Source organism: Actinomycetospora sp. 2LY8.5 (assembly GCF_057180585.1).
Genome location: NZ_JBXUHE010000007.1, coordinates 56365 through 69491, shown reverse-complemented (window position 1 = coordinate 69491; position 13127 = coordinate 56365). Strand labels below are relative to the sequence as shown.

The 13127-nt window shown below is 73.7% G+C and carries 13 protein-coding genes and 1 pseudogene; 4 read left to right on the top strand and 10 right to left on the bottom strand.

Annotated elements, in window-relative coordinates:
* Window positions 1–65 precede the first annotated feature (65 nt).
* Window positions 66–608 carry a hypothetical protein gene (locus AC2A1K_RS11500; RefSeq protein ID WP_483896428.1) on the bottom strand — a complete coding sequence of 181 codons (543 nt, stop codon included), beginning with the start codon at window positions 606–608 and terminating at the stop codon, window positions 66–68.
* Window positions 609–916: 308 nt separating this feature from the next.
* Here AC2A1K_RS11500 and AC2A1K_RS11495 point away from each other — a divergent pair, with 308 nt between their 5' ends.
* On the top strand, window positions 917–2524 hold the full coding sequence (locus AC2A1K_RS11495; RefSeq protein WP_483896427.1) for an SDR family oxidoreductase: 1608 nt from the start codon (window positions 917–919) through the stop codon (window positions 2522–2524).
* An 81-nt stretch (window positions 2525–2605) separates the two neighbouring features.
* Here AC2A1K_RS11495 and AC2A1K_RS11490 read toward each other — a convergent pair.
* The 3 genes and pseudogenes from AC2A1K_RS11490 to AC2A1K_RS11480 all read right to left on the bottom strand — a co-directional run.
* Window positions 2606–2773, bottom strand: a pseudogene (locus tag AC2A1K_RS11490) (DUF6247 family protein); the annotation flags it as partial.
* A gap of 96 nt (window positions 2774–2869) precedes the next feature.
* Window positions 2870–3745, bottom strand: a complete 876-nt coding sequence (locus AC2A1K_RS11485) for an aldo/keto reductase (protein WP_483896426.1) — start codon at window positions 3743–3745, stop codon at window positions 2870–2872.
* Between the two features lie 142 nt (window positions 3746–3887).
* The gene (locus AC2A1K_RS11480) at window positions 3888–4814 is read right to left on the bottom strand and encodes an NAD-dependent epimerase/dehydratase family protein (protein WP_483896425.1); all 927 of its coding nucleotides are present in this window, start codon (window positions 4812–4814) and stop codon (window positions 3888–3890) included.
* 39 nt (window positions 4815–4853) lie between these two features.
* Here AC2A1K_RS11480 and cutA point away from each other — a divergent pair, with 39 nt between their 5' ends.
* From cutA to AC2A1K_RS11465, 3 genes are all read left to right on the top strand, one after another.
* Window positions 4854–5186, top strand: a complete 333-nt coding sequence (cutA, locus tag AC2A1K_RS11475) for a divalent-cation tolerance protein CutA (RefSeq protein WP_483896424.1) — start codon at window positions 4854–4856, stop codon at window positions 5184–5186.
* A gap of 11 nt (window positions 5187–5197) precedes the next feature.
* A complete protein-coding gene (locus tag AC2A1K_RS11470; RefSeq protein WP_483896423.1) occupies window positions 5198–6403 on the top strand; it encodes an MFS transporter in 1206 nt (401 codons plus the stop codon).
* 110 nt (window positions 6404–6513) lie between these two features.
* Window positions 6514–7059, top strand: coding sequence for a hypothetical protein (locus tag AC2A1K_RS11465; RefSeq protein ID WP_483896422.1), 546 nt, complete (start codon window positions 6514–6516; stop codon window positions 7057–7059).
* Between the two features lie 6 nt (window positions 7060–7065).
* On the opposite strand, the gene dnaB is transcribed toward AC2A1K_RS11465, so the two are convergent.
* The 6 genes from dnaB to AC2A1K_RS11435 all read right to left on the bottom strand — a co-directional run bounded on the left by dnaB (window position 7066) and on the right by AC2A1K_RS11435 (window position 13034).
* Complete coding sequence (dnaB, locus tag AC2A1K_RS11460; RefSeq protein WP_483896421.1) at window positions 7066–9678, bottom strand: replicative DNA helicase; 2613 nt, start codon at window positions 9676–9678, stop codon at window positions 7066–7068.
* 571 nt (window positions 9679–10249) lie between these two features.
* Complete coding sequence (gene rplI / locus AC2A1K_RS11455) at window positions 10250–10699, bottom strand: 50S ribosomal protein L9 (RefSeq protein ID WP_483896420.1); 450 nt, start codon at window positions 10697–10699, stop codon at window positions 10250–10252.
* A gap of 11 nt (window positions 10700–10710) precedes the next feature.
* Entirely contained in the window at window positions 10711–10947 is a 237-nt protein-coding gene (gene rpsR, locus AC2A1K_RS11450; RefSeq protein ID WP_116707953.1) for a 30S ribosomal protein S18, read from the bottom strand.
* A gap of 39 nt (window positions 10948–10986) precedes the next feature.
* The gene (locus AC2A1K_RS11445; RefSeq protein ID WP_483896419.1) at window positions 10987–11571 is read right to left on the bottom strand and encodes a single-stranded DNA-binding protein; all 585 of its coding nucleotides are present in this window, start codon (window positions 11569–11571) and stop codon (window positions 10987–10989) included.
* Complete coding sequence (gene rpsF / locus AC2A1K_RS11440; RefSeq protein WP_444876327.1) at window positions 11571–11897, bottom strand: 30S ribosomal protein S6; 327 nt, start codon at window positions 11895–11897, stop codon at window positions 11571–11573. The genes AC2A1K_RS11445 and rpsF overlap by 1 nt, the downstream gene beginning before the upstream one ends.
* Window positions 11898–12080: 183 nt before the next feature.
* Window positions 12081–13034 (bottom strand): hypothetical protein, encoded by a 954-nt coding sequence (locus tag AC2A1K_RS11435; protein WP_483896418.1) that lies wholly within the window; start codon window positions 13032–13034, stop codon window positions 12081–12083.
* Window positions 13035–13127: the final 93 nt, after the last annotated feature.

The window sequence follows — 13127 nt, the reverse complement described above, 5'->3', positions numbered from 1 at the left end:
CCTCTCCCGGAGCGCCGGGCCGCCCCGGGCGGGGCGACCCGTGGGGTCGTTACCCGCCGAGGGCGTCAGCGACGCAGGGCGTGCCGCCCGCCCCGGATCTCCTCGCGCCACGCGTGCCGGCCGGTCTCGCTCGGCGTCTCCTCGGCCCGCGGGCGGCGACGACGCTCGGCGCGGCGGCGAAGCTCGTCCTCGGGGGACTCCTCGAGGCCGGCGGAGCTCGACCCGTCGAGAGCAGGCGGCGGCACCGTGGGGACCTCCGAGAGGCCGCCGCGACGGCGCCCCGACCCGTCCTGGATCGGCAGCGGACCGGACCCGGGGTGCGGCTCCGGCACCGCGAGCGCGTCGCGGTCGCGGTAGGCCCGCCGCGGCCGCGTCCGGTCCTCGGTCAGCTCGTGGAAGATCGGCGTCGGCTCGGAGCCGGTGTGCCCGAGCGTCGCCAGGGCCCGATCACCGCCCACCCGTGCCGACGGCGTCGCCGGGTCCGGACGCCGCAGCGCCCCGATACCGGCGCCGGGCCGCTCCAGCGGCGAGGGCTCGTCCCACACCCACGTGCCGTAGGCGTCCAGCCGCCACCCGCCGGCCCCGGAACGCGCGTCCCCGGTCCCCATGTCGTCCCGCCACACCCACACGATCTCTCGACCTCCCCGACTGCTGATCGTTCAGCTCGCCACCGCTGCACCGCCGAACGGCGCAACGGCATCGAGCGTCCGGTCCCATCAACGGCAGCCGCGTGGCGAGACTTGGGGGGCGAATCGGGACCGATTCGCGGCGACACGGCCTTTCGCCCGCGACACGCCGACGGATCCCCCGGGCGTGTGTCACCCCGATAGCGGCATCGAGGGTTCTCGCACGCGGTCGGGACAGGCTCGGTCCGGTCGACGCTGCGGGCCGGCGCGCCAGGCACGACGATCACCCCGTGCGATGCGTGGTCACCGGAGCGACCGGTTACATCGGCGGGCGGCTGGCCCCGCGACTGGCGGCGGAGGGCCACGACGTGCGGTGCGTCGTGCGCAACCCCGACAAGATGCGCGACGTTCCCTGGGCCGAGCAGGTCGAGATCGTGCGTGGCGACGTGCTCGACGAGGAGTCGATGCGGCGGGCCTGCCAGGGCGCCGACGTCCTCTACTACCTCGTGCACTCGCTGTCCGAGAAGGGCTTCGCGGCCGTCGACCGCCGGGCCGCCATGATCAGCGCGCAGGCGGCCCGCGAGGCCGGGGTGTCGCGGATCGTCTACCTCGGCGGCATGCACCCCCACGGCGTCGAGCTCTCCGAGCACCTCGCGTCGCGCGCCGAGGTCGGCGAGATCTTCCTGCGTTCCGGCGTCCCCACGGTCGTCCTGCAGGCCGCGGTGATCCTGGGATCGGGGTCGGCGAGCTTCGAGATGCTGCGCTACCTCACCGAGCGGCTCCCGGTGATGCTCACACCGTCCTGGGTGCACCACCGCGTCCAGCCCATCGCGATCCGCGACGTCCTGCACTACCTGGTCCGGGTCGTGACCCTGCCGCGCGAGGTCAACCGCACGTTCGACATCGGCGGGCCGGACGTCCTGACCTACCTGCAGATGATGGAGGGCTTCGCCGAGGTCGCCGACCTGCCGAAGCGCGCCATGCTGCCCGTCCCGGTGCTGACGCCGCGGCTGTCCTCGCACTGGGTCAACCTGGTCACCCCGGTGCCGCGCTCCACCGCCGTGCCGCTCATCGACTCCCTGGTGCACGAGGTCGTCGCGATCGAGAACGACATCGAGGAGTTCGTCCCGGCGCCGGAGGGCGGGCTGACGGGCTTCCGGCGCGCGGTCTCACTCGCGCTGTCGCGGATCGGCTCCGGGCAGGTCGAGACGCGCTGGTCGGGAGCGAACGCGACCTACGCGCCGTCGGACCCGCTGCCCTCGGACCCGGAGTGGGCGGGCGGCACGGTCTACACCGACGTCCGCGAGCGCCCGTCCACCGCGTCGGTGGAGAACGTCTGGCACATCGTCACCGGGATCGGCGGCGAGCGCGGCTGGTACTCGTTCCCGCTGGGCTGGTGGGCGCGCGGGGTGCTGGACCGCCTGTTCGGCGGGGTCGGCCTGCGCCGCGGCCGCCGCGACGCCGACACGTTGAAGGTCGGCGACGCCCTGGACTGGTGGCGGGTCGAGGAGTGCCTCGACGAGACCCACGGGCCGCGCGAGGACGGCCCCGAGCTGCGGCCCGGCGAGCGGCTGCTGCGGCTGCGCGCCGAGATGAAGGCGCCCGGGTTGGCGTGGCTCGAGCTGCGCGTCGCGCCGACCGAGCAGGGCTCGCTCTACCGGCAGCGGGCGATCTTCTTCCCGCACGGGCTCGCGGGCCACGCCTACTGGCGCGTCATCGCCCCGTTCCATGTGCTGGTCTTCGGTGGCATGGAACGGCGGATCGTGGCGGCCGCCGAACGCGCCGAGCGGGGCGAGGACCCGGACCCGCCGACCGGGATCGTCGCCCGGCTCAAGGACCGCCGGGCCCGGCGTGACGCCGAGCGCGCCCGGCCCGCGAGGTGCGCTGCGCGCGTGTGAGCGGAAAGCACCTGGCTCGTCGAGCCAGACCACCTCGAGCACCGTCACCGGGGGTGAGAGACCGGCCTTCGCGCGGGTCCCCGACAGCGGCTCGTCCTCCGGGCTCGGCCGTCCGATGTTGGCTTCGGCGGCGCGGCGAGCGACCCGTTGGAAGCGCTCCGGGCCGCTCTGGAGGATCGCGATCCGACGCCACTGGTCGAGCATCCGAAACAGGCCACTGAGGTCCCGCGAGTCCTTGACGTCGTCCAGCGCAGATCCGGGACCTCTCCGAACCCGAGCAGTGGTCGTAGGCGATCAGTGAGCGGGTCAGGGGCCGGCCGGTGGCGCGGTGGTGCCAGATCGCGGCTAGGCCGCGGCGTCGAGCGTGGCGACGGTCCGGCGGTCGAGCTCCAGGGACGCGGCGCCGCAGTTCTCCTCGAGGTGCTCGAGCGAGCTGGTGCCCGGGATCGGGAGCATCACCGAGCTGCGCTGCAGCAGCCAGGCCAGGGCGACCTGGGCCGGCGTCGCGCCGAACCTCTCCGCGGCCTGCTCGGCGGCGTTGCCCGGCTCGGCGAGCTTGCCCGCGTCGGCGGGCGCCCACGGGATGAACCCGATGCCGTGCTCGGTGCAGTGGCGCAGCACGTCGTCGGACGCACGGTCCACGAGGTTGTAGCGATTCTGCACCGAGGCGACGTCGACGATCCGGCCGGCGGCCTCGATGTCGGCCACCGACACCTGGCTCAGCCCGACCTCGCGCACCTTGCCCTCGCGCTGCAGGTCGGCGAGCAGGCCGAACTGCTCGTCGGCGGCGACGTGCGGGTCGATGCGGTGGAGCTGGAAGAGGTCAAGCGTCTCCACGCCGAGGCGGCGCAGGCTCATCTCGGCCTCCTGGCGCAGGTAGTCCGGGCGCCCGCAGGGGATCCACTTGTTCGGCCCGGTGCGCAGCAGCCCGGCCTTCGTCGCGACCGTCACCCCGCGGTAGGGGTGGAGCGCCTCGCGGACGAGCTCCTCGCTGACGTACGGGCCGTAGGAGTCGGCCGTGTCGATGAAGTCCACGCCGAGGTCGACCGCGCGGCGCAGCACGGCGAGGGCGTTGTCCGGGTCCTTCGGCGGACCCCAGATCCCCTCGCCCGTCAGGCGCATCGCGCCGTATCCCAGGCGTCGGACCGTCAGGTCCGTGCCCAGCGTGAACTGTCCTGAGGCGGCCACGACGCCGGCCCCGACCTCGTTGTCGTCGGTCATCTGCTCACTCTCTCCCGGCCGGGTCAGGTTCAGCCGTGGGATCCAGACTGGCATCCACGACCCACCGGCGACGGCGGGCGTGTCCGATGTCCCACCGGACCCTTCCCTACACCCCCGAAGGACTGACGTCCGGGCCTCGTTCTCAGGACATCCACCGGGCGGTGATCGCCAGCCCCTCGGCGATCCCGCGCGGCGCGGCGCGGAGGGCCCGGGCGCCGTCGTCGCGGACCCGGTAGCCCCCGAGATGGCCGTACACGACCGACCGGTCGGCGAACGGCGGGGCGTCCGCGGGGAGGTCGCTGCCCTGCGGGAGTGCGCGGGCCCGGTGGGGGCTGCCGGCGAGCTCGCAGTAGGTGTCGAGCACCTCGGGGAAGGACGCGATCTCGCCGCACAGCACGTACCGGCGCCCCGCCTCGCCGTGGCCGAACGCCAGGAGCTGGCCCGCCGCCACGTCCTCGGCGAGCGTCCAGCCGACGCGGGTGTCGACGATGCCCGCGACCTCGCCGCGGGCGGCCGCCGCGAACAGCTGGTTGTAGCTCAGCGGCCCGCGGGGCGAGGGTCCGTAGACGTTGACGACGGTCGCGACGACGGCGTCGAGCCCGTCCGCGGCGACGGCGTCGAGCACGACCGCCTCGGCCTCGGCCTTCGTCACCGAGTAGGGGTCGGTGAGGGCGGTGCCCCCCGGCGCGTCCTCGGCGACGACGCAGCCGGGCCCGTCCGGGTCGGGGACGCAGATCGCCGCGCTGGTCGAGGTGTGGACGAGCCGGCGGACCCCGGCGCGGCGGACGGCCTCGACGACCCGGCGGGTGCCGCCGACGTTGAGCTCACGCGCCTCCGGCCCCGGCATCCCCACCGCGGCCGCGAGGTGGAAGACGCCTTCGCAGCCATCCATCGCCCGGGCCAGGGAGTCGGCGTCCGCGAGGTCGGCGGCCACCCGCTCGATCCCGGCGGGCAGGACCGCGGCGCGGGTCGGGTCCCGGACCACCGCGCGGACCGCGTGCCCCTGCTCGTGCAGGAACGCGGCGACCGCCGACCCGACGAACCCCGTGGCGCCCGTGACGAGGAGCATCGGCGCATCGTGGCACGACCGCCATCACGGGGAGGCCCCATGTCCGCCGAGGCGACCGCGCGCGTCGTCCTGACCACCACCGACTCCGCCGACGACGCCGAGCGCCTCGCCCGCCTGCTCGTCGACGCGCACCTCGCGGCGTGCGTGCAGATCGCCGGGCCGGTGCGCAGCGTGTTCCGTTGGGAGGGTGCGGTGTCGGTCGAGCCGGAGTGGCAGCTCTGGCTCAAGACCGATGCCGCCCGCGTCGAGGACCTGACTGCCCGCCTCGTGGCCGAGCACACCTACGACGTGCCCGAGGTGCTGGTGCTGCCGGTGGTCGGTGGGCACGGGCCGTACTTGGCGTGGGTGAGTCGGGAGACGGCCGACAGTTAGCCTCGGCAACGATGTCGATGTCGGTGGTGTCCGCGGAGCCGGCGGCCCTGCGCCGCGGGCAGCCGGGCTTCCGTCCCGTCGCCGTCGGCCTGTTCTTCGCGGGCTTCACGACGTTCGCGCTGCTCTACGCCACGCAGCCGCTCCTGCCCGCGCTCGTCGACGCGTACGACATCACCCCGGGCACCGCGTCGCTGTCGATCTCGGTGACCACCGCCGCGATCGCCCTCGGCGTCATCCCCGCCAGCGCCCTGTCGGAGCGCTGGGGACGCCGGCCGGTCATGATCGGCTCGCTGGCCGCCGCGGTGGTGCTCGGTCTCGCCGCCGCCGTCGCACCCGGGTTCGGGATGCTGCTGGTGCTCCGCGGTCTCGAGGGCCTCGCGCTCGCCGGCCTCCCCGCGGTGGGCATGGCGTACCTCGCCGACGAGATCCACGGCGAACACCTCGGCGGCGCCATGGGTCTCTACGTCGCCGGCAACTCGGTGGGCGGGTTCGGCGGCCGGATCGTCGTGAGCGCACTCGCCGACCTGACCGGCTCGTGGCGCTGGGCGCTCGGTGGGATCGCGCTGCTCTCGGGCGCCTGCCTCGTCGTGTTCGCGCTCGTCCTCCCCGCGTCCCGCCGTTTCCGCCCGCAGCCGGTCGGGGTGGGCGAGCTGCTGCGCACCGCCCGCGCGCACCTCGCCGACCCGATCATGCGGCGCCTCTACGCCGTAGGCCTCCTCGTCATGGGCGTGTTCGTCTGCGCCTATAACTACGTGACGTTCCTGCTGCTCGGCCCGCCGTTCCGGCTACCCGCGCTCCTGGTCGGCTTCGTGTTCGCGCTCTACGCGGTCGGCACGGCCACCTCGACCCGCGCGGGCCGCCTCGCCGACCGCCTGGGCGCCCGGCCCGTGCTCCTCGGCGCCGCCGGGCTCGGTGTGCTCGGCGCCGTGGCGATGCTCGCGCCGTGGGCGGGCGTCGTCGTCGCCGGCCTGGCGCTCGTCACCATCGGCTTCTTCGCCGCCCACACCGTCGCGAGCGCCTGGGTGGGGCAGCGCGCCGAGCACGGCCGCGCGGTCGCGTCCGGGCTCTACCTCGGCGCGTACTACGTCGGCTCGTCGGTGGGCGGGACGCTCGGCGGCGTCGCCTACGGCATCGCGGGCTGGCCCGCGACCGTCGGGGTCATGGTGGTGCTGTTCGCCCTCGCCGCCCTGGTGGCGCGCCCGCTGCGCTCGGCCTGACGCAGCGTCGCCGCAGGACCACTCGGGCGAACCACGGCGGCCACCCGGACGGCTCCTGTGCGCTCCGTCGGGACCAGCCAGGGTGTGGGTGATCGTCACGAGGGGGCGCCATGGGCGACGACGCCATCCGGGTGCGCAGCATCTCCGAGCACCTCTTCCTGCGCGACGTGCGCGGTCGCACGCCCCGGGGGAACGACCTGGTGGCCAGGAGGCAGTGGGCCGACCTGGCCGACCTGTGGGCCGACCTGTGGGCCGACCTCGAGGGTCGGGCGATGTTCGACGTCGGGTACGCGACCTGGGCCGAGGACGCCCGCGCGCGGCGCATCGTCCTGACCGGCCAGCTGCAGCTGCTGGTCGCGCGCCTGCGGCTCGCGGCGTCGGGCCACCGACACCACCTCGGCCCCGCCGTCGACCTCCTCGCCGCGGTGACGCGGCACGGGGCCTTCGCGCCGGCCGAGTTCGGCGACCCGCGCGTCGCCGAGGTCTCCAACGCGACCTTCCTCACCGTCCTGCGCGCCGCCCGCCGGTGGGTCGAGGTGGAGTGGGGGCCGTCGCGCCTGGCCGCCCTCGGCGGACGTGATGACGCCGCCGTGGCCGCCGCGCTGGGCGCCACACGACGCCGGGTGCGTGAGCTCGAGCAGCGCCGCGCGGCCTGAGCCCGCTCAGCCCCGGGCGATGTCGCTGAACCGGCTGTAGTGCAGCTGGTGGGCCACCGTGATGGTCGCGGTGGGGCCGTTGCGGTGCTTGGCCAGAATGAGGTCGGCCTCGCCGGCGCGGGGGTCGTCGCGCTCGAACGCGTCGGGGCGGCTGATGAGCATGACCATGTCGGCGTCCTGCTCCAGCGACCCGGACTCACGGAGGTCGGAGAGCATCGGCTTCTTGTCGGTGCGCTGCTCGGGACCACGGTTGAGCTGGCTGATCGCGACCAGCGGGACCTCGAGCTCCTTGGCCAGCAGCTTGAGCTGACGGGAGAACTCCGAGACCTCCTGCTGGCGGGATTCGACCTTCTTGCCCGAGGTCATCAGCTGCATGTAGTCGAGGATGATCAGCTTGAGGTCGTGGCGCTGCTTGAGCCGCCGCGCCTTCGCCCGGATCTCCATGATCGTCATGTTGGGCGAGTCGTCGATGAACAGCGGCGCCTCGCTGATCTCGCTCATCCGCCGCGCGAGCCGCGTCCAGTCGTCGTCGGTCATCGTGCCGGCGCGCATGTCGGCCAGACGGATCTTCGCCTCGGCCGAGAGCAGGCGCATGACGATCTCGGTGCGGCTCATCTCCAGCGAGAAGAACGCCGAGGTCAGGCCGTGTTTCACACTGGCCGACCGCGCGAAGTCCATGCCGAGGGTCGAGTTGTGCGTCGGCACCATCGACGAGCCGGCGAGGTAGAGGTGCTCGGGGTTGTCGACCTCGATGCACCGCACCGGCACCGAGGGCACCGACCGGACGTCGACGACGTAGCGCAGCCCGGTGCGGGTGGTGTCGGTCGCCCGTTGCCGTTCCTTGTGGGCCAGGCGCTTGCGCTCGAGCCGGAACACCGTCTCGGTGGTCGAGAACGTCACGAGGTACGCGGTGCTCGACTGCTCCGTCCGGCCCGGCAGCTTCTTGGTGACCGTCGAGCAACGGAGACCGAGGCCGGCGACGAGCTCGGCGACGTCGGCCGCCAGGCGGGCGCTCGTGACCGCGACCTGGAGGACACCCGTGGGCAGGACAGTGCCGTCGGTGTCGAGCAGGCCCGCCAGCAGGGCTCGGCGCTGCTCCTCGGATGCGCGCAGGTACTGCTCGGGGATGTGCTTGTCACCGAGGACACCGAGCGTCCGCAGACGGCCCTGGACCGTCCCGTGGTGGTCGCGGCACGACGGGCACCGCGCCGGGCCGCAGGAGGGACCACCGCCGTCGGGGCACGTCGGCGACGGCACGGGCGCGGACAGGACTTCGGCCCGTCGGCCGCAGAACCGACCACACGTGCGGGCCTGAACGGTTGCGGGGAGGAAGCTCGCTCCGCAGACCACACAGGCCCGCTCCACCGGCTGCGGTCCTGCCGGCAGACGCAGGCCGTAGCGCAGCGGCCTGATGAGCGGCGACTCGAGGCCCTCGGCCTCGACGTGCGTGGCGATCTCCGGGTCGGCGCTCGTGAACGACGCCGAGGCGGCCGACCCGTCGCCCAGCCAGACCCCGAGGGCGTAGGGCGGGACGAGAAGGTCGCGTTCGGGAAGCTGCAGCGGCTCGGCGACGCGAACCGAGTGGTTGACGCCCCCGGCCGGATTCGTCGTGGAGGCGGTCTCACAGCGCAGCGTCGCCGCGATCTCGCCCGTGGTGCGGACCCGAGCGGCCACACGATCCGACCGGCGGGACGCCCTCGTGTCGGTGAGCCACTGGTGCGACTCGTCGGCGACGATCACCGTTCCGTCGGAGAACTCGACCTCGTAGCAGGGACGACCGGCCAGGACCTCGGTGGCGGCGACCACCCGCGTCGGCCGGCCGGCGGCGTCGAGGAGCGCATCGCCGACCCCGACCTCGCCCATCGTCGTCCAGCCGTCGGGCGTGGCGAGCGGGGTGTCGAGCGCCAGCGCCTTGCCGATTCCCGGCCTCGCGGCCACGATGATCATCTGGCCGGCGTGGAGGCCGTTGGTGACGTCATCGAGGTCGGTGAACCCGGTGGGCACGCCGAAGGACACGCCGCCGCGCGAGGCGATGGCGTCGATCTCGTCCATCGTCGGCTGCAGGACGTCCTCGAGAGCGACGTAGTCCTCGGTGACGCGGCGGTCGGTGACCTCGTAGACCGCCGCCTGGGCACGGTCGACGATGTCGTCGGTGTCCGAGCCCTCGGCCCCGTGGTAGCCGAGCTGGACGATGCGGGTGCCCGCCTCGACCAGGCGACGCAGGATCGCGCGGTCGGCCACGATCTCGGCGTAGTAGCCGGCGTTCGCGGCCGTCGGCACCGTCGCGATGAGCGTGTGCAGGTACGGCGCGCCGCCGACGCGCAGGAGCTCGCCGCGCTTCTCGAGCTCGGCCGAGACCGTCACCGGGTCGGCGGGTTCGCCGCGCCCGTAGAGGTCGAGCACGCACTCGTAGACCGTCTGGTGCGCCGGGCGGTAGAAGTCGTCGGGCTTGAGCATCTCGACGACATCGGCGATCGCGTCCTTGGACAACAGGATCGCCCCGAGCACCGACTGCTCGGCGGGGAGATCCTGGGGCGGCTGCCGGTCGAACTCCGGCGGCGCGGCACCCGGCCGCTCCGGCCCTCGCCCGGACGTCCCCCGATCGTCCAGCACCGCCACGACGGTCACTCCCTCCGCTCGCCAGGACGCGCGCACGGAGACCCGTGCCGGTCGAACACCTGTTCTAGCAACGCCCACCGACAGCCCGGCGGGACCGGTGCACCCGATGCGCCACGGGAGTCCCGACGGGCAGCCATCGCGACCGCGTCGACGGCACGTTAGGTCCCCGACGACCGTCGTTCCAGCGGCCCCTGGGGATGGGCTGGGGACAGGACCGGGATCGGTCCACCGAGCACACCTCCACCGTGGGCACACACCTGGGGACAACCTGTTGGCAACCACTCCTGTGGGTGTGTCGGTGCAGGTCAACGGCCTCTGAGTCCTGTGGACAACAAGTGGATGAAAGCGGCTCGGCGCGTCGCGCGACGGCGTGTCGCCGGCGTGTTCGCGCGCTCCCGGCGCGTGTCGAGCCGAACGGGGCCCGGGGCTCGCCGGACGGCCCGTGAATGATCGACGACATCGCGTGGTCACCTCGTCGTCGCCGGTCGTTGATCGGGGAACCGGGCCCGGACACACGTCGGGCCCGGACCGCGCGGCGGTCCGGGCCCGAGGTGGGGACGCTCCTGCGAGGTCAGACGCCCTGGACGTCCAGGGGCAGCGCGACCGCGACGTCCGGGTGCAGCCGCACGGTGACCTCGTGGTCACCCGTGGACTTGATGTGCCCGGCGATGTCGATGAACCGCTTGTCGAGGTTCGGGCCGCCCTGCGAGCGGACCGCGGACACGACGTCGGCCGGCGTGACCGAGCCGAACAGGCGCCCGCCCTGGCCGGCCTTGCCGGTGACCGTGACGGTGCCGAGGCCCTGGATCTGCCCGGCGACCTCCTTGGCGTGGTCGAGGTCGCGGATCCGCTTGCCCTCCTGGGTGCGGCGGATGGTCTCGACCTGCTTCTGCGCGCCGCGCGTGGCGACGATGGCCAGCCCGCGGGGCAGCAGGAAGTTGCGGCCGTAGCCGTCCTTGACCTCGACGGTGTCGCCGGGGCCGCCCAGGTTCGGGACGTCGGCGGTGAGGATGAGCTTCATGTCGGCCTCCCTCAGCGCGCGGTCGAGGTGTAGGGCAGAAGGGCCATCTCCCGGGAGTTCTTCACCGCGGTGGCCACGTCGCGCTGGTGCTGGCTGCAGTTGCCCGACACCCGACGCGCGCGGATCTTCCCCCGGTCGGAGATGTACTTCCGCAGGAGGTTGGTGTCCTTGTAGTCGATCAGCTGGTTCTTGTCCTTGCAGAAGGTGCAGACCTTCTTCTTGGGCTTGCGCACCGGCGGCTTCGCCATGGTGTTTCTTCTCCTGAGCAGAACTGGGATGTGTGAGATCTAGAAGGGGGGCTCGTCGTCGTAACCGCCGCCGCCCCCGCCCGAGGAACCCGCGGCCGGGGCCGAGGCCCAGGGGTCGTCCGACCCTCCGGACCAGCCACCGCCGCCGGACCCCCCGGAGCCGCCGGAGCCGCCGGAGCCGCCGGAGCCGCCGCCGTAACCGCCGCCCCCGTTGCCGCCACCGCCGTAGCCACCGCCGTAGCCACCGCCACCGCCGCCCCGGGAGGCCTTCGTGACCGACGCGGTGGCGTAGCGCAGCGAAGGGCCGATCTCGTCGACCTCGAGCTCGATGACGGTGCGCTTCTCGCCCTCACGGGTCTCGAACGAGCGCTGCTTGAGGCGGCCCTGCACGATCACGCGCGCACCGCGGGTGAGCGTCTCGGCGACGTTCTCCGCGGCCTGACGCCAGATGTTGCAGCGGAGGAACAGCGCCTCGCCGTCCTTCCACTCGCCGCTCTGGCGGTCGAAGGTGCGCGGCGTCGACGCGACCGTGAAGTTGGCGACGGCGGCACCGGACGGCGTGAACCGCAGCTCCGGGTCGGCGGTGAGGTTGCCGACCACGGTGATGACCGTGTCGCCGGCCATCAGTTCGCCTTGCCCCGGCGCCCGGCGAAGGCGGGATCGCGACGCATGACCTTGGTGCGGAGCACCGACTCGTTCAGCGCGAGCTGACGGTCCATCTCCTTGACGGTCGCGGGCTCACAGTTGATGTCGAGGACGGCATAGATGCCCTCGGCGTGCTTCTCGATCTCGTAGGCCAGACGGCGACGGCCCCAGACCTCGACGTTCTCGACCGTGCCGCCGTCGTTGCGGACGACGTTGAGGAACGTCTCGAGGGACGGGGCGACGGTGCGCTCGTCGAGGCTCGGCTCGAGGATCACGACCAGTTCGTAGTGGCGCACGAGAACCACCACCTCCTCTGGGCTGCGCGGCCACGGGCGTTCCGTGGCAGGAGGGTCTCGTATGTCCAGGCTAGCAATCGGCGATCGCCGTCCCGCCGAGGCCCTACCAGGTCCGACGCAGCCGCCCGCCCCCTGGTTCCGCCCGATTTCTCAGGCGGGATTTCTCGGGCGGGGTTTCTCAGGCGGGATTTCTCAGGCGGGGACCGGAGCCCGAGGGGCCGCCGTGGTGGCGGCCTCCTCCTCGGCCTCCTCGCCGACGGGCGTGTCCTCGAGCTCTTCCGGGGCCTCGTCCGGGGCCTCGTCCGGGGCCGGCGCGTCGTTCTCGGCAGGCGCAGGCTGCGCCGCCGCCGGCGCGGCCTTGCCGAGCACGATCCGCCGCACCGTGAACGCCGCGACGCCGGAGAGCGCGAGGACCGCGATGAGCGCGGGCACGCCCACGCCCCCGTCGGTCAGGCCGTCCACCGGCAGGGCCTGGACCTGGCTCGCGGTGGTGACGGCGCTCGCGGCGTCGTAGCCGAGGTAGGCGGGTGCTCCGGCGCGCAGGCCGGGGAACGCCGAGCCGAGCAGCATGTTCGGGTCGTAGGTCGCGAGCCCCGGGGCCGGACCGGCCGCCGAGCGCAGGAACGACGAGGGGAGCGTGCCGAAGGCGGGCGCGAACGCCGGCGCGGCGGCCGCGGCCTGCTGGGGGGTGAACGTCGGCGCGGCGGCGGCCGGCGGGGCGACGGCCGCGGAGCGCGGGGCGGTCGTCCGCGACCGCGGGGCCGGGTCGAGCACGGCACCGGTGTCTCGGCTCAGCTGCTCGGTGGCCTGGCGCAGCGGCGGCGCGGCCTGCGCGACGCCCGCCGAGACGGGCTCGACGACCTGCACCTGCACGCGGCAGAGCAGCCCACCGACGCCGCCGAGGACCTCACGGATCGGCTCCATCCCGCGGCGCACCTCGCGCTCGAACGGGAGGCCCAGCTCGGGGATCACCTTCACGGTCTGGCCGGGCTCCGCGCGGACGGTCTGGCCGCAGCGCGCCTCGACGACGTCCTCGTCGGCCGCCGGGGCGGCCAGCGCGGAGCCGGCGCCGAGGAGCAACGAACCGGTCACCAGCCCACCGGCGAGGACGGCCGTCAGCAGGCGGCGGGGAGCACGCAGCGCCATGAAGGGGACCTTTCTCCGAATGCCCGGGGAGTGCCGGAGGGCCCCGCGGGGGAGCGGGCCGACCGGCGGCACGTGGTGACCAACGAGTAGGTC